The 19,808-nt window shown below is 71.2% G+C and carries 20 protein-coding genes; 10 read left to right on the top strand and 10 right to left on the bottom strand.

Annotated features, from left to right (window positions below; genetic code table 11):
• Positions 1 to 262: 262 nt before the first annotated feature.
• Genes IE273_RS09020 through IE273_RS09030 form a run of 3 tightly spaced genes read left to right on the top strand, consistent with a single transcriptional unit; the run spans position 263 to position 4,147 of the window.
• Complete coding sequence (locus IE273_RS09020) at positions 263 to 2,623, top strand: RNA degradosome polyphosphate kinase (RefSeq protein WP_189814588.1); 2,361 nt, start codon at positions 263 to 265, stop codon at positions 2,621 to 2,623.
• Positions 2,604 to 3,716: a CHAD domain-containing protein gene (locus tag IE273_RS09025; RefSeq protein WP_189814589.1), complete on the top strand. Its 1,113-nt coding sequence runs from the start codon at positions 2,604 to 2,606 to the stop codon at positions 3,714 to 3,716. Before IE273_RS09020 ends, IE273_RS09025 begins: the two co-directional genes overlap by 20 nt.
• A gap of 17 nt (positions 3,717 to 3,733) precedes the next feature.
• Positions 3,734 to 4,147, top strand: a complete 414-nt coding sequence (locus tag IE273_RS09030; RefSeq protein ID WP_189814590.1) for an NUDIX hydrolase — start codon at positions 3,734 to 3,736, stop codon at positions 4,145 to 4,147.
• Positions 4,148 to 4,151: 4 nt separating this feature from the next.
• Here IE273_RS09030 and IE273_RS09035 read toward each other — a convergent pair whose 3' ends face one another.
• The gene (locus IE273_RS09035) at positions 4,152 to 4,337 is read right to left on the bottom strand and encodes a hypothetical protein (RefSeq protein ID WP_189814652.1); all 186 of its coding nucleotides are present in this window, start codon (positions 4,335 to 4,337) and stop codon (positions 4,152 to 4,154) included.
• A gap of 205 nt (positions 4,338 to 4,542) precedes the next feature.
• On the opposite strand from IE273_RS09035, the gene IE273_RS09040 reads away from it, so the two are divergent.
• A complete protein-coding gene (locus IE273_RS09040) occupies positions 4,543 to 5,406 on the top strand; it encodes an SCO4651 family lipoprotein (RefSeq protein ID WP_189814591.1) in 864 nt (287 codons plus the stop codon).
• A gap of 117 nt (positions 5,407 to 5,523) precedes the next feature.
• Positions 5,524 to 5,685 (top strand): hypothetical protein, encoded by a 162-nt coding sequence (locus tag IE273_RS09045; protein WP_014673530.1) that lies wholly within the window; start codon positions 5,524 to 5,526, stop codon positions 5,683 to 5,685.
• Here the strand turns inward: IE273_RS09045 and IE273_RS09050 are convergent.
• Positions 5,682 to 5,990 carry a metal-sensitive transcriptional regulator gene (locus IE273_RS09050; protein WP_189814592.1) on the bottom strand — a complete coding sequence of 103 codons (309 nt, stop codon included), beginning with the start codon at positions 5,988 to 5,990 and terminating at the stop codon, positions 5,682 to 5,684. The two genes, IE273_RS09045 and IE273_RS09050, sit on opposite strands and share 4 nt — an antisense overlap.
• 215 nt (positions 5,991 to 6,205) lie before the next feature.
• Here IE273_RS09050 and IE273_RS09055 point away from each other — a divergent pair, with 215 nt between their 5' ends.
• Both IE273_RS09055 and IE273_RS09060 read left to right on the top strand, forming a co-directional pair.
• The gene (locus IE273_RS09055; RefSeq protein WP_015493282.1) at positions 6,206 to 6,826 is read left to right on the top strand and encodes a DUF47 domain-containing protein; all 621 of its coding nucleotides are present in this window, start codon (positions 6,206 to 6,208) and stop codon (positions 6,824 to 6,826) included.
• 7 nt (positions 6,827 to 6,833) lie between these two features.
• Positions 6,834 to 7,832: an inorganic phosphate transporter gene (locus IE273_RS09060; RefSeq protein ID WP_189814593.1), complete on the top strand. Its 999-nt coding sequence runs from the start codon at positions 6,834 to 6,836 to the stop codon at positions 7,830 to 7,832.
• Positions 7,833 to 8,088: 256 nt separating this feature from the next.
• Here IE273_RS09060 and pstB read toward each other — a convergent pair whose 3' ends face one another.
• The 4 genes from pstB to pstS all read right to left on the bottom strand — a co-directional run bounded on the left by pstB (position 8,089) and on the right by pstS (position 12,248).
• The gene (gene pstB / locus IE273_RS09065; protein WP_189814594.1) at positions 8,089 to 8,865 is read right to left on the bottom strand and encodes a phosphate ABC transporter ATP-binding protein PstB; all 777 of its coding nucleotides are present in this window, start codon (positions 8,863 to 8,865) and stop codon (positions 8,089 to 8,091) included.
• A gap of 72 nt (positions 8,866 to 8,937) precedes the next feature.
• Positions 8,938 to 9,999: a phosphate ABC transporter permease PstA gene (pstA, locus tag IE273_RS09070; RefSeq protein ID WP_189814595.1), complete on the bottom strand. Its 1,062-nt coding sequence runs from the start codon at positions 9,997 to 9,999 to the stop codon at positions 8,938 to 8,940.
• On the bottom strand, positions 9,996 to 11,000 hold the full coding sequence (gene pstC, locus IE273_RS09075; RefSeq protein WP_189814596.1) for a phosphate ABC transporter permease subunit PstC: 1,005 nt from the start codon (positions 10,998 to 11,000) through the stop codon (positions 9,996 to 9,998). Before pstC ends, pstA begins: the two co-directional genes overlap by 4 nt.
• A 114-nt stretch (positions 11,001 to 11,114) precedes the next feature.
• A complete protein-coding gene (pstS, locus tag IE273_RS09080) occupies positions 11,115 to 12,248 on the bottom strand; it encodes a phosphate ABC transporter substrate-binding protein PstS (RefSeq protein ID WP_189814651.1) in 1,134 nt (377 codons plus the stop codon).
• Between the two features lie 322 nt (positions 12,249 to 12,570).
• Here pstS and IE273_RS09085 point away from each other — a divergent pair, with 322 nt between their 5' ends.
• Positions 12,571 to 14,142, top strand: coding sequence for an FAD-binding oxidoreductase (locus IE273_RS09085; RefSeq protein WP_189814597.1), 1,572 nt, complete (start codon positions 12,571 to 12,573; stop codon positions 14,140 to 14,142).
• 102 nt (positions 14,143 to 14,244) lie between these two features.
• Here the strand turns inward: IE273_RS09085 and IE273_RS09090 are convergent, their stop codons facing one another.
• The 4 genes from IE273_RS09090 to IE273_RS09105 all read right to left on the bottom strand — a co-directional run bounded on the left by IE273_RS09090 (position 14,245) and on the right by IE273_RS09105 (position 18,156).
• Positions 14,245 to 14,952, bottom strand: a complete 708-nt coding sequence (locus IE273_RS09090) for a phosphatase PAP2 family protein (RefSeq protein WP_189814598.1) — start codon at positions 14,950 to 14,952, stop codon at positions 14,245 to 14,247.
• A 230-nt stretch (positions 14,953 to 15,182) separates the two neighbouring features.
• Positions 15,183 to 16,139 carry a C40 family peptidase gene (locus IE273_RS09095; protein WP_229887143.1) on the bottom strand — a complete coding sequence of 319 codons (957 nt, stop codon included), beginning with the start codon at positions 16,137 to 16,139 and terminating at the stop codon, positions 15,183 to 15,185.
• 146 nt (positions 16,140 to 16,285) lie between these two features.
• A complete protein-coding gene (locus IE273_RS09100; RefSeq protein WP_189814600.1) occupies positions 16,286 to 17,056 on the bottom strand; it encodes a trypsin-like serine peptidase in 771 nt (256 codons plus the stop codon).
• A 173-nt stretch (positions 17,057 to 17,229) separates the two neighbouring features.
• Complete coding sequence (locus tag IE273_RS09105; RefSeq protein WP_189814601.1) at positions 17,230 to 18,156, bottom strand: oxidoreductase; 927 nt, start codon at positions 18,154 to 18,156, stop codon at positions 17,230 to 17,232.
• A 71-nt stretch (positions 18,157 to 18,227) separates the two neighbouring features.
• Between IE273_RS09105 and IE273_RS09110 the strand changes: the two genes are divergently transcribed.
• Together IE273_RS09110 and IE273_RS09115 are read left to right on the top strand one after the other, a co-directional pair.
• Positions 18,228 to 18,830 carry a TetR/AcrR family transcriptional regulator gene (locus IE273_RS09110; protein ID WP_189814602.1) on the top strand — a complete coding sequence of 201 codons (603 nt, stop codon included), beginning with the start codon at positions 18,228 to 18,230 and terminating at the stop codon, positions 18,828 to 18,830.
• A gap of 535 nt (positions 18,831 to 19,365) precedes the next feature.
• Positions 19,366 to 19,674 (top strand): DUF8827 family protein, encoded by a 309-nt coding sequence (locus IE273_RS09115; protein WP_014673544.1) that lies wholly within the window; start codon positions 19,366 to 19,368, stop codon positions 19,672 to 19,674.
• The last annotated feature ends 134 nt before the right edge of the window (positions 19,675 to 19,808 follow it).

The following is a 19,808-nucleotide window of genomic DNA, read 5'->3' on the forward strand; positions in this document are numbered from 1 at the left end:
GTCACGCACGGAGCCGGGACCGCGTCCGCGTCCCGCGCGGCCCGCTGACCGGCTGCCCTGCCGGCCACCCGGCCACCCGGCCACCCGGCCACCACCGGCATCGTCCTCGCCACCACCCCCGTCACCGCCGGGGCGCACGCCGGCCGTACCGCCTGGAGTCGCGGCGTTTTCGCAGCCGGGAACCCCTTGGGGCCGCCCCCCGCTATCCCACACGTCATGTCGCCGTAACCATTGATTCAGCCAGGCTTGCGACGCTCGGGCAATGAAGCCCGCCGTGCCAGAGCCTTCGCCGCCCCCCGAGGGGCCCGCGGGGAACGGGGCCGTCACGCTCCGGCCCGCACGTTCCGACGCGCCTGTGTCACCCGTTGCGCGGAAGAATGGGTTCATGAGTCAGCAAGACACCCAGGCAGAGGTACAGCACCCCCAGCCCTCCGTGGGCTCCATCGCCGCGCACCGCCAGCACGCCGTGGCCGCCGTGGTCTCCGACCTGGAACCCGACCTCGACGCGGGTCTCGACACCTACGAGGAGGCGCCGACCGACGGCGCGCCCCTGCCCCAGGGCCGCTTCCTCGACCGGGAACGCAGCTGGCTCGCCTTCAACGAGCGCGTCCTGGAGCTGGCCGAGGACCCGAACACGCCGCTGCTGGAGCGCGCGAACTTCCTCGCGATCTTCGCCAGCAACCTGGACGAGTTCTTCATGGTCCGGGTGGCCGGTCTGAAGCGCCGTATCGCCACCGGCGTCGCCACCCGCTCCGCCTCCGGCCTCCAGCCCCGCGAGGTGCTGGAGATGATCTGGGCCCGCTCCCGCGAGCTGATGGCGCGGCACGCCGCCTGCTACCACGAGGACGTCGCCCCCGCACTCGCGGACGAGGGCATCCACCTGGTCCGCTGGTCCGAGCTGACCGACAAGGAGCAGGCCCGGCTCTTCACGCTCTTCCGGCACCAGATCTTCCCGGTCCTCACGCCCTTGGCCGTCGACCCCGCGCACCCCTTCCCGTACATCTCCGGCCTGTCCCTGAACCTGGCCGTCGTCGTACGGAACCCGGTCAGCGGCCACAAGCACTTCGCGCGCGTGAAGGTGCCGCCGCTGCTGACCCGCTTCCTGGAGGCCTCCCCGGGCCGCTACGTCCCCATCGAGGACGTCATCGCGGCCCCCAACCACCTGGAAGAGCTGTTCCCGGGCATGGAGATCCTGGAGCACCACGCCTTCCGGATCACCCGCAACGAGGACCTGGAGGTCGAGGAGGACGACGCCGAGAACCTCCTCCAGGCCCTGGAGAAGGAACTCATGCGGCGCCGCTTCGGCCCGCCGGTGCGCCTGGAGGTCGAGGAGTCCATCGACCGCGAGGTGCTGGACCTGCTGGTGCGCGAGCTGAAGATCTCCGAGGCGGAGGTCTACCCGCTGCCCGGCCCGCTCGACCTCACCGGCCTCTTCCGCATCCACGGCCTCGACCGGCCGGAGCTGAAGTACCCCAAGTTCGTCGCCGGCACCCACCGCGACCTCGCCGAGGTCGAGTCGGCGTCCGCGCCCGACATCTTCGCGGCCCTGCGCGCGCGGGACGTGCTCCTGCACCACCCGTACGACAGCTTCTCCACCTCCGTGCAGGCGTTCCTGGAGCAGGCCGCGGCCGACCCGGACGTCCTCGCCATCAAGCAGACCCTGTACCGCACCTCCGGCGACTCCCCGATAGTCGACGCGCTCATCGACGCCGCCGAGTCCGGCAAGCAGGTCCTCGTCCTGGTCGAGATCAAGGCCCGCTTCGACGAGCACGCCAACATCAAGTGGGCGCGCAAGCTGGAGGAGGCCGGCTGCCACGTCGTCTACGGCCTGGTCGGCCTGAAGACGCACTGCAAGCTGTCGCTGGTGGTCCGCCAGGAGGGCGAGACCCTGCGCCGCTACAGCCACGTCGGCACCGGCAACTACCATCCGAAGACGGCCCGCCTGTACGAGGACCTCGGTCTGCTCACCGCCGACCCGCAGGTCGGCGCGGACCTCTCCGACCTCTTCAACCGGCTGTCCGGATACTCGCGCCGCGAGACCTACCGCCGTCTGCTGGTCGCCCCCAAGTCCCTGCGGGACGGCCTGGTCGCGCGGATCGACAAGGAGGTCCAGCACCACCGTGCGGGCCGTCCGGCCTTCGTCCGCATCAAGGTCAACTCGATGGTGGACGAGGCGGTCATCGACGCCCTCTACCGGGCGTCCCAGGCGGGCGTGCCGGTCGACATCTGGGTGCGGGGCATCTGCGCCGTCCGCCCGGGCGTCACGGGCCTGTCGGAGAACATACGGGTCCGCTCGATCCTCGGCCGCTTCCTCGAACACTCCCGGGTGTTCGCCTTCGGCAACGGCGGCGAGCCCGAGGTGTGGATCGGCAGCGCCGACATGATGCACCGCAACCTCGACCGCCGGATAGAGGCCCTGGTCCGGGTGGTCGACCCCGGCCACCGCGCGGCCCTCAACCGGCTGCTGGACACCGGCATGTCCGACAGCACCGCCTCCTGGCACCTCGGCCCGGACGGCGAGTGGACGCGGCACGCGACCGACGCGGACGGCCAACCCCTGCGCAACGTCCAGGAGATGCTCATAGACGCCCGGAGGCGCCGGCGTGGCACAGCAACACCTTGACCCGACGGACCCCACGGCCGGGGCGGTGACGGGAGACGCCCTCGCGGGCTACCTGCGCGCCCAGGCCACGGAGTTCCTCCGCGCCCTGCGCCTGCACCGGGAGACCGGGGGCCAGGCGGCCGGCGCGGCGGAGCCCGTCGACGCGGCCCGCGCCCTGCGCCGCTCGGCCCGCCGCATCAGCGCCAGCCTGCACACCTTCCGCCCCCTCCTGGACCCCGACTGGTCCGAGGAGATGCGCCCGGAACTGGCCTGGCTGTCCGGCACGCTGGGCCTGGAACACGCCTACGAGGCCCGCCTGGAACGCCTGTTGCTGGCGTTGCACCGGCTGTCGGGCGCGACGGTCCTGCCCGCGCAGGCGGTGGACGTCGCCGTGGCCGCGGGCAGTCGCGCCGCCGGGACGGCACGGGCGGGAACGGCCGCGGTGCAGAGCACCGGCGGCCCCGCCCACGCGACGGCGACAACGGAGCGCGGCACCCTCACGGTCGGCGCGGCGAAGGCGGGCGCCCTGCTCGAACGCCAGCTCACCCTGGCCCGGACGCGCGCCCACTCCACGGCCCTCCAGGCCCTCGGCTCCTCCCGCTTCCACGCCGTGGCCGACAGGGTCGCCGTACTCGCCAGCGAGGTCCCCCTCACCCCCGCCGCGCCCGCCGCCACCCTGCACCCCCTGGCCGCCGCGGCCGAGGAACGCCTCACGGACGCCGTCGCCGCGCTCCCCCTGGTCACCGCCGGCCACCCCTACAACGCGGAGGCCCTGGTCCACGGTCTGTCCCCGGACCCGTCCCCGCACCCCCAGGACAGCCCCTGGCACCAGGTGCGCCTGCTGCTGCGCCTGCACCGGTACGCCCGCGAGGTGCTGCACGGCGGCGACGCCCCGGTGGACGTGCGGCTGCTGACGGCGGGCCAGGCGCTGAACCGGCACCGGGACGCCTCGGAGGCGGCAGCGGCGGCGGCACAGGCGGCCCGCACCCCCCGGATCACCCCGGCGACGGCGTACGCGCTCGGTGTGCTCCACGCCGACCAGCGGCACGAGGTGGAGGCGGCCCGGTTCGCGTTCCAGCAGGCGTGGCAGAAGCAGACCGTCCCCGCGCCCTGACCCCACGAGGAGGCGGTGTGAACGACACCGTGGTGCAGGCGGCCGGCTGTGTGCTGTGGCGCCGCTCCCCGGTCTCCGGCGACCTGGAGATCTGCCTGGTCCACCGGCCGAAGTACGACGACTGGTCCCACCCCAAGGGCAAGCTGAAACGGGGCGAGGACCCGCTCGCCGGCGCGCTGCGCGAGGTCGCGGAGGAGACCGGGTACACCGCCGCTCCGGGCGGGGAACTGCCGACCCTGTGCTATTCGGCCAACGGCCGCCCGAAACGGGTGCGGTACTGGGCCGCGGAGGCGGTTTCCGGCCACTTCACGCCGAACGCCGAGGTGGACCGCATTCTGTGGCTGGCCCCGGCGGCGGCCCGGGACCGGCTGACCCAGCCGCGCGACGGGGACCTGGTGGAGGCGCTCCTGCGGGGTCTGGAGCGCCGGTGACGGCTCAGGGGCCCGTCGTGTGCCCCTCCGCGTCCGTGCGGGCCTGACTGCGGGCCCGGCGGGCGGGACCGCGCCAGCCGCAGCTGCATCTGGCCACGCAGAAGGGGCCCTGCTCGGTCGTCGTCGTGAGGTGCTCCTGCCCGGACCGGGCGCGCTCCGGCCCGTCCTCCGCCACCGCGTTGACTGCCACGCCGTCAACGGTACCCAGCCCTGGTTGAAGAGTTGCTCTCGCTCGCGCCGCCACCGATCTCGCTCGCGCCGGCACCGGTCCCGCTCCCCTCGCCCCGACGCGGACCCGGCGCCGCTCCCGGCGGCGCGTGACGGCACCCCTCACCCGTCGTTATCCGGACGACAGGGGGCCCGTGACGGACACACCGGCTGGGGGTAGGCAGGCGATGGATCGGCGGCAGCACAGGCGCGCGGGCGGGACGGTCGTCGCGGCGGGCGTCCTCCTCGCCCTCGGGACGGGTGTCACGGGCTGTTCCGGCAGCGGGGTCGCCGCCGAGGACGTCAAGGGCGCCGGCGACCCCGTCGCCACCCTGCACCGGGCCGCCGACGCGCTGCGGGCCGCGGGCAGTTCCAAGGCCGGCACCTCGATGGAGATGGCCACCGGCGGCACCCGGGTCACCATCCGCGGCAAGGGCGTCTACGACTACCGGCGCCGCCTCGGCCGGCTCACGGTGGTGCTGCCCGAGGACCCCACGGGCACCTCCGAACACCGGCCCATCACCGAACTCCTCGCCCCGGGCGCGCTGTTCATGAAGAACCGGGGCGCGGGCGTGCCCGCCGACAAGTGGGTGCGGGTGGAGACCGCGACGCTGTCCGACGGCAATCTGGTCACCGGCGGCGCGACCGACCCGTACGCGGCGGCCGAGGTGCTGCGCGGCACGCGGGAGGCGGTCTTCGTCGGCCGGACCGAGGTCGCCGGGACGGCGGTGCGGCACTACCGGGGCACCGCCGACCTGCGCCGCGCGGCCCGGTACGCCTCCGCCGCCAACAGGGCGGCCCTGGCCGCGGCGGCGAAAGGGTTCGCCACGGCCGAGGTGCCGTTCGACGCGTACCTGGACGACCAGGGCCGCATCCGCAAGCTGCGGCAGCGCTTCAGCTTCGTCAACGGACGCCAGAAGGCCACCGTGGCGGTCGCCGCGACCCTGCTGCTGTACGACTTCGGCGCACCCGCCGACGTACGGCTGCCGGCCCCGGGGGACATCTACGCGGGCCGGATCGCCGAGGAGGGCGGGACCGGCGGCGGGGCCTGAATCCGGCCAGTCACTAGTCCGGGACGTCACCCCGTAAGTAGCCCGTCCGTGCCATGCGCGGTGTGCGGGGCGCTGCCTACCCTAGGGAGCGGTGACGTCCGAGAAGAGGTGAGGCGGGTGGCTGCGGTCGGCGGCACGGCGGTTCAGGACCACGTGGCCCTCGCCGAGATCGAGCTGTGCGGAGAGCTGATCATCGCGGCCTCCGCCGCCGAGGACCGGCTCAGCCTGGAGAGCATCGACGAGGTGCTGCGGGTGGCCGAGGAGCGGAACGCGGCCTAGCTGCGCAGCAGCCGGCCGATCGCCTTCGTCGCCTCGTCCACCTTGGCGTCGATCTCGTCGCCGCCCTTGACGGCCGCGTCCGCGACGCAGTGCCGCAGGTGCTCCTCCAGCAGTTGGAGCGCGAAGGACTGGAGGGCCTTGGTGGAGGCGGAGACCTGCGTGAGTATGTCGATGCAGTACATGTCCTCCTCCACCATCCGCTGGAGGCCGCGGATCTGGCCCTCGATCCGGCGCAGCCGCTTGAGGTGCTCGTCCTTCTGTTTGTGGTAGCCGTGCGTGGCGCCGGCCTCGGTCGTCGTCGTCATCGCGGGCCTCCGTCTCGGGACGAGCTGGGGACAAAAGGGACACATACCCCTACTGGGTATATGGTAACGAACTTTCCGGGGTAGAGGGCCCTTCGTCCGCCCCCGTGCTGACCACTCTGCCCGATGGGCGACACTGGGATGCGGCCCGATAGCCGTGGCCGGATGATGCGCCTAGCATCAGCCTGACCGAAACCGAAGCACCCCGAGGACCCCACGTGCGCTTTCGTCTGACCCCCAGGGAGACGAGCTTCTACGACATGTTCGCCGCGTCCGCGGACAACATCGTCACCGGCTCGAAACTCCTGATGGAACTGCTCGGCGCGGACTCCTCCGCCCGGGCCGAGATCGCAGAGCGTATGCGGGCCGCGGAACACGCAGGTGACGACGCCACGCACGCGATCTTCCACCAGCTGAACTCCTCGTTCATCACGCCGTTCGACCGGGAGGACATCTACGCCCTCGCCGGTTCCCTGGACGACATCATGGACTTCATGGAGGAGGCCGTCGACCTGGTCGTCCTCTACAACGTCGAGGAACTGCCGAAGGGCGTCGAGCAGCAGATCGAGGTCCTGGCCAGGGCGGCCGAGCTGACCGCGGAGGCCATGCCGAACCTCCGCACCATGGACAACCTCACCGAGTACTGGATCGAGGTCAACCGGCTGGAGAACCAGGCCGACCAGATCCACCGCAAGCTGCTCGCCCACCTCTTCAACGGCAAGTACGACGCGATCGAGGTGCTGAAGCTCAAGCAGATCGTGGACGTCCTGGAAGAGGCGGCGGACGCGTTCGAACACGTGGCGAACACGGTGGAGACCATCGCCGTCAAGGAGTCCTGAGGCGTCGATGGACACCTTCGCCCTGGTCGCGACCATCGCGGTCGCGCTCTTCTTCACGTACACCAACGGTTTCCACGACTCGGCGAACGCGATCGCGACGTCGGTGTCGACGCGGGCGCTGACCCCGCGGGCGGCCCTCGCCATGGCGGCCGTGATGAACCTCGCAGGTGCCTTCCTGGGCTCCGGCGTCGCCAAGACGGTCAGCGAGGGTCTGATCGAGACGCCCCAGGGCTCGACCGGCATGGGGATCCTCTTCGCGGCCCTGCTCGGCGCGATCGTCTGGAACCTGGTCACCTGGTACTTCGGCCTGCCGTCCTCCTCCTCGCACGCCCTGTTCGGCGGCCTGGTGGGCGCGGCGCTGGCGGGCGGTACGACGGTGATCTGGCACGGGGTGGTCGACAAGGTCATCATCCCGATGTTCCTGTCCCCGGTCGTCGGTCTGATCGTCGGCTACCTGGTCATGACGGCGATCCTGTGGCTCTTCCGGCGGGCCAACCCGCACAAGGCCAAGCGCGGCTTCCGCATAGCCCAGACGGTCTCGGCGGCCGGCATGGCGCTGGGCCACGGCCTCCAGGACGCCCAGAAGACGATGGGTGTCGTCGTCATGGCACTGGTGATTTCCGGCCATGAGACGTACGGCGACCCGATCCCGGTCTGGGTGAAGATCGTCTGCGCGATCATGCTGTCCCTCGGCACCTACGCGGGCGGCTGGCGGATCATGCGCACGCTGGGCCGCAAGATCATCGAGCTGGACCCGCCGCAGGGCTTCGCCGCCGAGACGACCGGCGCGTCGATCATGTTCACCACGGCGTTCCTCTTCAAGGCGCCGATCTCCACGACCCACGTCATCACGTCGGCCATCATGGGCGTGGGCGCGACCAAGCGCGTCAACGCCGTCCGCTGGGGCGTGGCCAAGAACATCATCCTGGGCTGGTTCATCACGATGCCGGCAGCGGCCCTGGTAGCCGCCCTGGCCTTCGGACTGGTCAAGCTGGTGGCCCTGTAGTCCGGGCCGCACTCCGGGCTCGGACGCCCGGGAACCCACCACGACCGATCGCACCAAGCCCCCCACCCGGACCCTCCGGCCTCCCGAGTCGGGTGGGCGGGGGGAGACATCGGGGCGAGGGGCGAAGCCCCGAAGACCCCCGGCCCCGAAGCCGAACGCGGTGACAACGCAGCGGGCCCGCCCCCGGGAGCCAGGGGCGGGCCCTTTGCGTCCTCGCGGTGGCACCGCCATGCAGCACCGCGAGGGGATCGTGGGATCAGCCGAAGCGGCCGGAGATGTAGTCCTCCGTGGCCTGGACCGACGGGTTGGAGAAGATCCGCTCCGTGTCGTCGATCTCGATCAGCCGGCCGGGCTGGCCGACCGCCGCGAGGTTGAAGAACGCCGTACGGTCCGAGACACGCGCCGCCTGCTGCATGTTGTGCGTCACGATGACGATCGTGAACCGCTCCTTCAGCTCACCGATCAGGTCCTCGATGGCGAGGGTGGAGATCGGGTCCAGGGCGGAGCAGGGCTCGTCCATGAGGAGCACCTTCGGCTCGACCGCGATGGCGCGGGCGATGCACAGACGCTGCTGCTGACCACCGGACAGACCGGAGCCCGGCTTGTTCAGGCGGTCCTTCACCTCGTTCCAGAGGTTCGCGCCCTTGAGGGACTTCTCGACGATGTCGTTCAGTTCCGACTTCTTGTAGTTGCCGTTCAGCCGCAGGCCCGCCGCCACGTTGTCGAAGATCGACATCGTGGGGAACGGGTTCGGGCGCTGGAAGACCATGCCCACCTCACGGCGGACGGACACCGGGTCGACCCCGGTGCCGTACAGGTCCTCGTCGTCCAGGAGCACCTTGCCCTCGACGCGACCGCCGGGGGTGACCTCGTGCATGCGGTTCAGCGTGCGCAGGAACGTCGACTTGCCGCAGCCGGAGGGGCCGATGAACGCCGTCACCGACCCTGGCTCCACGGTCATCGAGATGTCCTCGATCGCCTTGTGGGAGCCGTAGAAGGCGGTGAGGCCGCTTACGTCGATTCGCTTGGCCATGTCTGCTTCACTTCCAGAAATTCAAGCTCGGTCGCTGTGTGGCCCCGCCCGGCGGAGCCGGAGATAGTCGCCTCAGCGACCGGTCTTGGGGGCCTTCCAGCGGGCGATGCCGCGGGCCACCAGGTTGAGGATCATCACGAAGGCGATCAGCGTGAGGGAGGCCGCCCACGCGCGGTCGAACGCCGCACCGGAGCCCGCGCTGTTGGCGAACTGCTGGTAGATGTACAGCGGCAGCGACGCCTGGGCGCCCTCGAAGGGGTTGTTGTTGATGAACGGGTTGCCGAACACCAGCAGCAGCACCGGCGCGGTCTCACCGGCGATACGGGCGACCGCCAGCATGACGCCGGTGGTGATGCCTCCGATCGAGGTCGGCAGGACCACCTTCAGGATGGTCCGCCACTTGGGCACGCCGAGCGCCAGGGACGCCTCGCGCAGCTCGTTCGGGACGAGCTTGAGCATCTCCTCGGTGGAGCGGACGACGACCGGCATCATCAGGATGGTCAGGGCCAGCGAACCGGCGAAGCCGAACGGCTGCATCTTGAAGATGAGCATCAGGCTGAGGATGAACAGGCCCGCGACGATCGACGGGATCCCCGTCATGACGTCGACGAAGAACGTGACGGCCTTGGCGAGCCGGCCCCGGCCGTACTCGACCAGGTAGATCGCGGTGAGCACACCGATCGGGGCGCCGATGAGGGTGGCGAGGCCGACCTGCTCCAGGCTGCCGATGATGGCGTGGTAGATGCCGCCGCCGGGCTCGGTGTCGGCGACGACCCCCATCGAGTGCGTCAGGAAGTAGAGGTCGAGGACCTTCACACCGCGCACGGCGGTCACCCAGATCAGGGAGACCAGCGGCACCACGGCGAGCAGGAAGGCCACCCAGACGAGGCTGGTGGCGACGCGGTCCTTGGCCTGGCGGCGGCCTTCGACGCGCGCGGCGATGCCGAACGTGCCGAGGACGAAGAGGACGGCGGCGATCAGACCCCACTGGATCTGGCTGTCCAGGCCGGCGCCCATGCTGATGCCGATGCCCAGGACGAGGGAGCCGGCGGCGATGGCCCACGGCGTCCAGCGGGGCAGGCTGGCGGCGCGCAGCGTGCTGGGCCGCTTGTCGGTGACGGCTGCGGTGCTCATGCGTTGGCCCCCGAGTACTCCGCGCGACGGGCGATGATCAGCCGGGCGGCGCCGTTGACCAGCAGGGTGATGACGAACAGGACCAGACCGGAGGCGATGAGCGCGTCCCGGCCGAACTCGTTCGCCTCGCTGAACTTGCTGGCGATGTTCTGGGCGAAGGTGCCGCCGCCCGGGTTGAGCAGGCTGGCCTGGATGTCGAAGGACGGCGAGAGCACGGTGGCGACGGCCATCGTCTCGCCGAGCGCGCGGCCGAGGCCGAGCATGGAGGCGGAGATCACGCCGGAGCGGCCGAAGGGCAGCACGGACATGCGGACGACCTCCCAGCGCGTGGCGCCGAGGGCCAGGGCCGCTTCCTCGTGCATCTGCGGGACCTGGCGGAAGACCTCACGGCTCACGTTGGTGATGATCGGCAGGATCATGATCGCGAGCAGGATGCCGACGGTGAGCATCGAGCGCGGCGCGCCCTCGTCCCAGGCGAAGACGCCGGTCCAGCCGAAGAACTCGTTGAGCCAGCCGAACAGGCCGTTCATGTGCGGGACGAGCACGAGGGCGCCCCACAGGCCGTACACGATGGACGGCACGGCGGCGAGCAGGTCGATCACGTAGGCGACCGGGCCGGACATGCGGCGCGGGGCGTAGTGCGTGATGAACAGCGCGATGGCGACCGCGATCGGGACCGCGATGACCATGGCGATGACCGAGGAGACGATCGTGCCGAAGACGAGGACCGCGATGCCGAACTTCGGTTCGAGGACGTTGGTGTTCCACTCGAACGTGGTCAGGAAGTTCGCGTGGTCCTTGCTGATCGCGAGGACGGCGCGGTAGGTGAGGAAGACCGCGATGGCGGCCATGATCGCCAGCAGCAGGATGCCGGAGCCCCGGGACAGCCCGAGGAAGATCCGGTCACCGGGGCGGGTGGCGCCACGGGCCGCGCGCTTCTGCTCGGCGATCGTGGGCTGGGAGGCGGAGGGAGGTACGTCGGTTGTCGTCGATATGTCCATCGGGTTCTCCGGTCTGCGGAGCCGTACCCCCGAGGGGGCCGCGGCTCATGGCGGCGGTGCACCGGACGGTGCGGCCCGGCCCTGTCGGGTACCGGGCCGCACTCTCGGGTCAGGTCAGCTCAGGCCCTCGATGGTCGTGCGGACCTTGGAGATGATGTCGGCGGGCACGGGCGCGTAGCCGATGCTCGGGAGGACCTTCTGACCGTCCTCGCTGGCGATGTAGCGCAGGAAGGCCTTGGTGGCGGGCAGGGTGTCCGCCTTGTTGCCCTTGTCACACGCGATCTCGTAGGTGACCAGGGTGATCGGGTAGGCGCCCTCGGCCTTGGTCTTGTAGTCCAGCTTCAGCGAGAGGTCCTTGCCGGTGCCGACGACCTGCGCGGCGGCGATGTCGGCGGTGGCGCTCTCGGAGCTGGGCGCGACCGGCTTGCTGGCGCCGGTGTTGATGGACACGGCCTTGAGGCCGTCCTTGACGTAGGACAGCTCGAAGTAGCCGATGGCGCCGGAGGTCTGCTTCACCTGCTGGGCCACACCCGCGGACTGCGGAGCGGACTGGCCGCCCTTGGCCTGCCAGGCCTTGCCGCCGGAGTACTTCCAGTTGTCCGGGGTGGTGGCGATCAGGTACTTGGTGAAGTTGTCCGTGGTGCCGGACTCGTCCGAGCGGTGGAACGCCTGGATCTTCAGGTCGGGGAGCTTCACGCCCTTGTTCAGGGCGGCGATCGCCGGGTCGTTCCACTTGGTGATCTTGCTGTCGAAGATCTTGGCGAGGGTCGGGGCGTCCAGGACCAGGTTGTCGACACCCGGGACGTTGTAACCGATGGCGATCGGGCCGCCGACCATCGGCAGGTCGATGCCCTGACCGCCCTTGCAGATCTGCTTGGAGGCGGTGACCTCTTCGGGCTTCAGCGGCGAGTCGGAACCGGCGAAGGCGACCTGGCCCTGCGTGAACGCCGTGACACCGGCGCCGGAGCCGCCGGCCCTGTAGTTGATCTGCACGCCGCACGCCTGGGAGAAGTTCTTCACCCAGGCGTCGATCGCGTTCTTCTGCGCGGAGGAGCCGTCTGCGATGAGCTGACCCTTGGCGTCGTCGCACTTGATCGAGCCGGCGTTGGCGGACGTGGACGGGTTGCCCGACGCACTGCCGCCACCGCCGTTGTCGTCGGAGCCGCACGCCGTCAGGGCCAGGGCGCCGGTGACGGCGACAGCACCGAGAGAAAGGGCGCGCAGCCGGTTCTTGCGCTGAAGCTTCACTTTCGGGAGTTCCTTCCAGGAGCCGCCGCTGTCGGCGGCGCGCGAGGTCATAGAGGTACGTGAGCGCGTTCATGGCCGCACCCGGCACCCGGTAAGGCCGAAATTAGGCAGATCAGGTGAAGCCGCCGATGGCCGGAAGTGAACGAGGGGTGAACCCCTGCCGTCGGCCTGGTGAGGTCACGGAATGCTCACGGGGAGGGCACGCGAAGGTCCCAATGACCGGGTTGCGCGAACATGTCTTCGATGTTCCTCACTCGGCCGGGGGAACTTCTGGGTGCGGCGCGTCGTCTCGTTCCACGACAGCCGAGGAAAGGCGACGGACATGGAACGGCGTACGTTCATCTCGGGCGGCGCGGCCGCCCTCGCAGCGACCGCACTCACCGCGTGCGGTGCGGGCGGGGGTTCGTCCGCCCCCGCGGCGGACCACCCCGGTACGCCGTCGCGCGCGACCTCGCTGCCGGCCCTCCGGACCACCAGCGCGACCGCCGCCGCGAACTGGGCGGCCCTCGGCCGTGACCTGGACGGCTCCCTGGTGCGGCCCGGCGACGGGAGCTGGACGACCGCCCACCAGCTCTACAACACCCGCTTCGACGGGCTGAAGCCCGCCGCGGTGGCCTACGTCGCGCACACCGCCGACATCCGCACCGCCCTCGCCTACGCCCACGCGCACGGCGTGAAGGTGTCCATACGCAACGGCGGCCACTCCTACGCCGGCTACTCCTCCGGCGACAACCGGCTGATCGTCGACGTGTCCCGGCTGAACCGGGTCCGGGCGAGCGGCGGCCAGGCCGTCGTCGGCGCCGGCGCCAAGCTGATCGACGTCTACCGCGCGCTGGCCGCGAAGGGCGTGACCATACCGGCGGGCTCCTGCCCCACCGTCGGCGTCTCCGGCCTGGTGCTCGGCGGCGGCCACGGCGTGGCCTCCCGCGCCTACGGCCTGACCTGCGACAGCCTCACCCAGGCCACCCTGATCACCGCGGACGGCAAACAGCTCACGGCGAACGCGAGCACCAACAAGGACCTGTTCTGGGCGCTGCGCGGCGCCGGCAACGGCAACTTCGGCGTCGTCACCGAGCTCCAGTTCCGGACCCATGCCGCACCGCAGGCCGTGACCGCCTACCTGACCTGGCCGTGGGCCAACGCCGCCAAGGTGCTGACGGCGTGGCAGGAGTGGGGCCCGAGCCAGCCCGACGAGATCTGGTCCTCCCTGCACCTGGAGTGCTCCCCGGGCCGCACCCCGGCCGTCTCGGTGGCCTGCTTCTCCCTCGGCACCTACGGCGAGCTCCAGAACGCCGTGGACCGCCTGGCCCACCTGGCGGGCGCCGACGCCTCCTCCGTCTCCCTGCGCCGCCGGGGCTACGAGGAGGCCATGGAGATCTACGCCGGCTGCTCCTCCTTCTCCAGCGACGCCCAGTGCCATCTGCCCGGCTCCACCCCGGGCCGCTCCCCGCAGGGCAGGCTCGGCCGCGAGACGTACGCGGCCCGTTCCGACTTCTTCGACCGCTCGCTGTCCGCGGCCGGCATCCAGGCCGTGCTGAAGCAGATCGCCGCGGTGCGGGGCGGCGCGGGCAGCATCGCGTTCACCGCGCTCGGCGGCGCGGTCAACCGGGTCTCCCCCACCGCGACGGCCTTCGTCCACCGCCGCTCGCGGATGCTGGCCCAGTACATCGCCTCCTGGGGCGCTGGGGCCTCCGGCTCCACCGCCCAGTCCTGGCTGACCGCCGCGCACCAGGCGATGCAGCCGTACGCCTCGGGCGCCGCCTACCAGAACTACAGCGACCCGACGCTGAAGGACTGGAAGAAGGCGTACTACGGGGACGCGGCGGCCCGGCTGGCCAAGGTGAAGCAGCAGTACGACCCCCAGCGCTTCTTCTCCTACGCGCAGGGTCTTTAGCGGTCCAACGCGCAGGGTCCGTGAGCGGGTCCTGCGCGCGGGGTCGTAGCGGGCGGGGTCCCCGCCCGCTGGGCGGCCGTCGGGACCCCGGGCCGCGAGGTCCTAGGCCGCGAGGTCCCGTTCCTCGGTGTCCAGGGGCTTGCGGGCGCTGGGCAGCAGGGCGTTGTCCCGGCCGCCGGCCGCCGCGGACCGCCGCCGCACGAGCCAGCCGGCGCGCGGCGAGCGCTCCACGGCCCGCATCAGCGGGGTGAGCAGGGCCGTGGCCGGCGGGGACAGCAGCAGGACGACCGCCGTACCGAGGGCGAAGCCGCCGACGACGTCCGTCGGGTAGTGCACGCCCATGTAGACCCGGCAGAAGCCCTCCAGCAGGGCCAGGCCGATGCCGGCGAGGCCGAAGCGGCGGTGGGCGACGAAGAGCCCCACGCCGAGCGCCATGGTGATCGTCGCGTGGTCGCTGACGAAGGAGAAGTCGGTCTTGCCGGAGACGAGGACGTCCAGGCCCTGGTGGTCCACGAAGGGGCGGGGGCGCTCCACGAAACCCCGTATCGGCACGTTCACCAGCACCGCGAGACCGGCCGCGAGCGGCGCCCACACCAACGCGGCCACCGAGGGCGCGGCATCCTCGCCGCCCCGGCGCCGCACGGACCACCAGCACCACAGGATCAGCAGCACCATGGCGAGCAGCAGGCCGTACTCACCGACGAACTCCATGACCCGGTCGAACCAGTGCGGTGCGTCCTTGGCCAGGCCGTTGATGTCGTAGAGCAGCTCGACGTCGGGGTTCGATCCGGATTCGGCGAGTACAGCCATCGTGCTGCGGCCCCTTCGTCGTCTTCCCGGACGCACCTCGTGTGCGTCGCTCCTGCCCCCCGTGGTTCGTAGATCCGCTTCCGCTGCACTGCCGCACTGACGTCCGCTCGGCTACGTCAACAGGAACGCATGCCCACCGCCCATACGTTCCACTCTCCACTGAATGATCACGCAGACGTTATCGAAGAGAGACTCATCGCCCCAGCTCAGGGGAGGGGTTCACGCTCGGTTCACACCCTCGTGGGAAGTGCTTTCGCGCCATCTTCGGTGACCCTGGTGGCGCCGAAGTAGTCGGGGGTGTCGATGGGGTCGAACCGGATCACGGCGCCCGTGCGCGGGGCGTCGATCATGTATCCGCCGCCGACGTAGATGCCGACGTGCCGGATGGCCCGGGAGTCGGTGAGGTCGTCGGAGAAGAACACCAGGTCGCCCGGGAGCAGTTGGTCCCGGGAGGGGTGCGGACCGGCGTTGTACTGGTCGTTGGCCACGCGCGGCAGGGTGATCCCGACCTTCTCGTACGCGGCCTTGGTCAGCCCCGAGCAGTCGAAGCGCCCGCCCTGGTCGGCGGTGCCGTTGCCGCCCCACAGGTACGGCGTGCCGAGCTTGCTCTGCGCGAAGCCGATGGCGCCGGCGGCCTGCCGGGTGGGGTCGATCCGGGTGACCGGCGCGGCGAAGCTCTTCTCCAGGCTGCGGATCCGCTGGACGTAGTTCCGCGTCTCGCTGATGGCCGGAACCCCGCCCGCCCGGATGACGCGGTAGGCGCCCGCGTTGTAGGCGGCGAGCATGTTGTCGGAGACGTTCCCCGGCACGTCCTTCACGTACTTCGCCAGCTCGCAGTCGTACGAGGCGGCCGACGGGATGGCGTCGTCCGGATCCCAGATGTCCCGCTTGCCGTCCCCGTCGCCGTCGATCCCGTGGGTCGCCCAGGTGCTCGGGATGAACTGCGCGATCCCGCGGGCGTCGGCCGGGCTGACGACGGTCGGGTTCCAGCCACTCTCCTGGTAGAGCTGCGCGGCGAGCAGCGCCGGACTCAGCGCCGGGCACAGGTTGCCCCACTTCTGCACCAGCGACTTGTAGGCGGCCGGAACGGCCCCCTTGGCCAGCCCCCGGCTCGCCGAGGTCACCCCGCCGAGCAGGTTCCCGGCCACCAGATACACCCCGACGACGAGCAGCATGACGAAGCCCATGCCGAGCCCGACGGCCGCCTCACCGATCACCCATACCTTCCGCACGGTTCAACTTTCCCCCATGCGGGCGCGGTTCAAGTCCATTTGTGCGCGAAGTGGCGGCATTTCACGGGTGGCGAGGCGCAGGTGACGTGCCCTCAGCCCGCTCAGCGACCGGCCGTGGCGTCCCGGTACAGCTCCGCCGCCTCGCCGCCCAGGGCCACGCTGTACGACGTGTCCGCCGTGGAGCCGCCCTCTTCATGGCCGCCGAGTACGCCGACGACCTGGCCGTCACCGTTGACCCAGGGGCTGCCGCTGGTGCCGCTGGTGAAGTCCGGGCAGTCGATGCGCTGTTGGGTACGGCTGTGCGGGACCGGTCTGTTGGTGCAGCTGATGGGCACCTCGCGGGAGTCGGGGTAGCCGGTGACGGTGACCGCGGTGGCACCGGTGGCCACCCCGGTCGTGAACCGGTTGGCGCCGACCACGTCCTCCAGCCGGTCGCCGTCCCGCGCGCCGACGACGGCGAAGGCGACGTCGCTGTCCTCGTCCTGCCCCTTGGCCCACCCGTCCGGCAGGAACCGCCGCGTCACCTTCCACACCCCGTACGGCGCCCGCCCGTCCCGGTAGCCCGGCACGAACACCAGATCGCCGTCGGCGCCGGCCACGCAGTGCGCCGCGGTGACGATCAGATCGCCCCGCGGGCTGTGCACCACGGAGGCGGTGCAGAAGTGGCCGCCGGCGAGCCTGTCCGCCCGGTCCGCGTCGAACAGCGCGCCCACCCGCGCGCTGTGCCGGGTCGCGACGGTGTCGGCGGTGACCCCGAGGGGCCCCCGCCCGTCGTCCGCGGCGGCCACGGAGGCCGATGTCACCGCCAACAGCACCACAGCGCCGAGCAACGCGGGCCGTGAGGTGACCGAGATGCGTGAGGTGCGCTTCATCAGGCCCCACTCTGTCCGACGAAGGTGAGAATCCCGTTCCGGCTTCACTGAGATTTTCCTGTGAAACCTCCGCTTCCCCCTCGTAGCCGATCGGAACCTCACCATCACTCCACCGCGCCGTTCCGCCCGGCGCGCTCAGCGGGCCCGGGCACCGGCGGGAGCGACGCCCCCGGTCACCGCACCGTCGCCGTGAGCGGCCACTCCACGCCCGTCAGCTCCTCCGAGAGCGTCCACAGCCGCCGGGCCGCGGCCGGGTCGCTCGCCGCGGCACTGCGGCCGACCAGGGTCGGGGCACCGCGCATCTCGGCGGGACCGTCGGGGCCGACGTAGGACGCGCCGGGCAGGTTCTGGGTGGCCGCGTAGAGGGTGGGCAGGGCGCCGGCCTCGTCGTCCTGGGCGAGGAACAGGTTGCCGGCCCGCATGAACAGGCGGGTGAACGGGGTGGCGGTGCGGCTCTGGAGGTTGGTCGCCGCCCAGCCGGGATGCGCCGCCAGGGCCCGTACGGCCGACCCGGCCTCCGTCAGGCGCCGCTGGAGCTCCAGGGTGAAGAGCAGGTTGGCCAGCTTGGACTGGGCGTAGGCGCGCGTGGGGCTGTAGTTCCCGCGCAGGTTCACGTTCTCGAAGTGGATCCTCCGGTCGCCCATGCGGTGCGCGCCGGACGCCACGGTCACCACCCGGTCGGTGATCCGGGGCAGCAGCAGGGTGGTCAGCGCGAAGTGTCCCAGGTGGTTGGTGCCGAACTGCAACTCGAAGCCCTGCTTGGTGCGCTGTTCCGGCACCATCATCACGCCCGCGTTGTTGATCAGCAGATCCAGCGGGCGGTCCCAGCCGGCGGCGAACTCGCGCACCGAGTCGAGGTCCGCCAGGTCCAGCCGGCGCACCTCGGTGCTGCCGGCCACCCGTGCCGCCGCGGCACCGCCCCGGGCGAGGTCCCGCACGGCGAGCACCACATGCGCCCCGGCGCCGGCCAGCGCCCGCGCGGCGGTGAGGCCGATGCCGCTGTTGGCGCCGGTGACGACGGCCGTACGGCCGGTCAGGTCGGGGAGACGGGTCGCGTTCCACTTGCCGCGCTTGCCGCGCGCTTCGGTCGTGTCAGCCATGGGCTCAATGTAGGCAGCGCCAACAATGCTGTCAATGACAACAAAGCTGACGATGGCAACATCGAGATACGATGACGCGCATGTCCGCACCCCGCCCCTACCACCACGGAGACCTGCGCGCCGCCCTGCTCAAGAGCGCCGAGCGCACTCTGCGCGACAGGGGGGTCGGCGCGCTCTCCCTGCGCGAGCTGGCCCGGGACGTGGGCGTGAGCCACGCCGCCCCCGGCCGGCACTTCAAGGACAAGCAGACCCTGCTCGACGCCCTGGCGCTGGACGGCTACGAGCGCATGAACCGGGCCCTGGCCGCCGCCGACCGCCCGGACCGGCCCTTCGAGGAGCGGATGACCGCCCTCGCCCGCGCCTACCTCGGCTTCGCTGTCGAGAACCCCGAACTGCTGGAGCTGATGTTCGCGCGCAAGCACGACCCCGACAGCTCCGCCCAGCTCGCCGCGGCCGTCGACCACTCCCTCGGCACCTTCACCCGGCTGGTCGCGGACGCCCAGGAACAGGGCGAGATCGTCCAGGGCGACCCCGAGCGCCTCACCACGGTCGCCGCCGCGAGCCTGCACGGCCTGGCCGCCCTGATCGCCGGCTGCGCGCTCGACGCGGAGGAGACCCTGGCCGGCCTGGACACCCACGTCCACCTACTGCTGCACGGCCTACGCCCCCGCTAGCCGCCCCGCCGGCCGGCTACGGCGCCGAGTACCCAGCCGCCTCCACGTACGCCTCCGCGGCGGCCGACCCCGGGACCGGCGTCCACGCCCTGGCCGACACCCCGTCAAGCGGCGGCTGTCCGGCCGAGTTCCCGTACGCGGCCGCCGGCGCCTCCGCCCCGAACGACGTCACCAGCGGCAACAACGGCAACCGCTCCACCAGCCACCTCCGCACGGCCGGGTCGGACCACGACGGCCCCACCGGCTGAGCACCCCTCGCGGACGGACGGTCCACGGCACCCAGCCGTGGCCCGATTTCCCGTCCCCCCGTGAGAACATCGACGCGACGCGTCACCCGACCGGTTCCGCTCCGACCTCGTTGCCCAGCGTGACCTGCCGTGATACACAGAGTGACCGCACAGGTCGTTCGTACGAAACCCGCCAGTCAATGACGTCAAGTCGACATACGTTGGCGGCGTTGTCGGCGACAATGGGGCCTGACCTCTGCACACCGCAGGGGCACTCACGGAACTACCCACCAGGGGCGGTGACTTACATGCTCTTTGCGGCCGACAAGGGAGACATCAACACCATCATCGGCGGGATCGCTCCGGACTGGGGCCCCTTCGGCAGCCTGGGCAACGAGGCCAAGGTGATGATCGAGGTGGTCATGGCCGTGGCCATCCTCCTCTGCCTCGGCATCGCGGTATGGGGCGCGGCGAAGCAGCGCATCGGCGCCACGGCCCTCCGGGACACCTTCAGCGCCGAACAGGGCAAGGGCCTCATCATCGCGGGCCTCACCGGGGTGTTCATCATCGGATCCCTGGGCACCCTGTTCACGATCGTGTACGGCATGGCGGTCTGACCCCGTCCCCTCCACCCCACCCACCCGTCGTGCCCACCGGCTGAGGTTGCGTCTCCCTGATGTCGAGTCACCACACCGCGCCCCCGCGGGAACCAGCACGGCTACCGTCGTATGCCTACGAGGGTGAGGGAGCG

This window comes from Streptomyces olivaceoviridis (assembly GCF_014650115.1).
Taxonomy (GTDB): domain Bacteria; phylum Actinomycetota; class Actinomycetes; order Streptomycetales; family Streptomycetaceae; genus Streptomyces; species Streptomyces olivaceoviridis.

Coding starts and splice junctions, on each gene's coding strand:
- IE273_RS09105 (WP_189814601.1), bottom strand. CDS start 18,156: ATGGCTGACACGACCGAAGCGCGCGGCAAGCGCGGCAAGTGGAACGCG.
- pstA (WP_189814595.1), bottom strand. CDS start 9,999: ATGAGCACCGCAGCCGTCACCGACAAGCGGCCCAGCACGCTGCGCGCC.
- IE273_RS09110 (WP_189814602.1), top strand. CDS start 18,228: ATGACGCGCATGTCCGCACCCCGCCCCTACCACCACGGAGACCTGCGC.
- pstC (WP_189814596.1), bottom strand. CDS start 11,000: ATGGACATATCGACGACAACCGACGTACCTCCCTCCGCCTCCCAGCCC.
- IE273_RS09060 (WP_189814593.1), top strand. CDS start 6,834: ATGGACACCTTCGCCCTGGTCGCGACCATCGCGGTCGCGCTCTTCTTC.
- IE273_RS09050 (WP_189814592.1), bottom strand. CDS start 5,990: ATGACGACGACGACCGAGGCCGGCGCCACGCACGGCTACCACAAACAG.
- IE273_RS09020 (WP_189814588.1), top strand. CDS start 263: ATGAAGCCCGCCGTGCCAGAGCCTTCGCCGCCCCCCGAGGGGCCCGCG.
- IE273_RS09100 (WP_189814600.1), bottom strand. CDS start 17,056: ATGAAGCGCACCTCACGCATCTCGGTCACCTCACGGCCCGCGTTGCTC.
- IE273_RS09095 (WP_229887143.1), bottom strand. CDS start 16,139: ATGGGCTTCGTCATGCTGCTCGTCGTCGGGGTGTATCTGGTGGCCGGG.
- IE273_RS09085 (WP_189814597.1), top strand. CDS start 12,571: ATGGAACGGCGTACGTTCATCTCGGGCGGCGCGGCCGCCCTCGCAGCG.
- pstB (WP_189814594.1), bottom strand. CDS start 8,865: ATGGCCAAGCGAATCGACGTAAGCGGCCTCACCGCCTTCTACGGCTCC.
- IE273_RS09115 (WP_014673544.1), top strand. CDS start 19,366: ATGCTCTTTGCGGCCGACAAGGGAGACATCAACACCATCATCGGCGGG.
- IE273_RS09090 (WP_189814598.1), bottom strand. CDS start 14,952: ATGGCTGTACTCGCCGAATCCGGATCGAACCCCGACGTCGAGCTGCTC.
- IE273_RS09040 (WP_189814591.1), top strand. CDS start 4,543: ATGGATCGGCGGCAGCACAGGCGCGCGGGCGGGACGGTCGTCGCGGCG.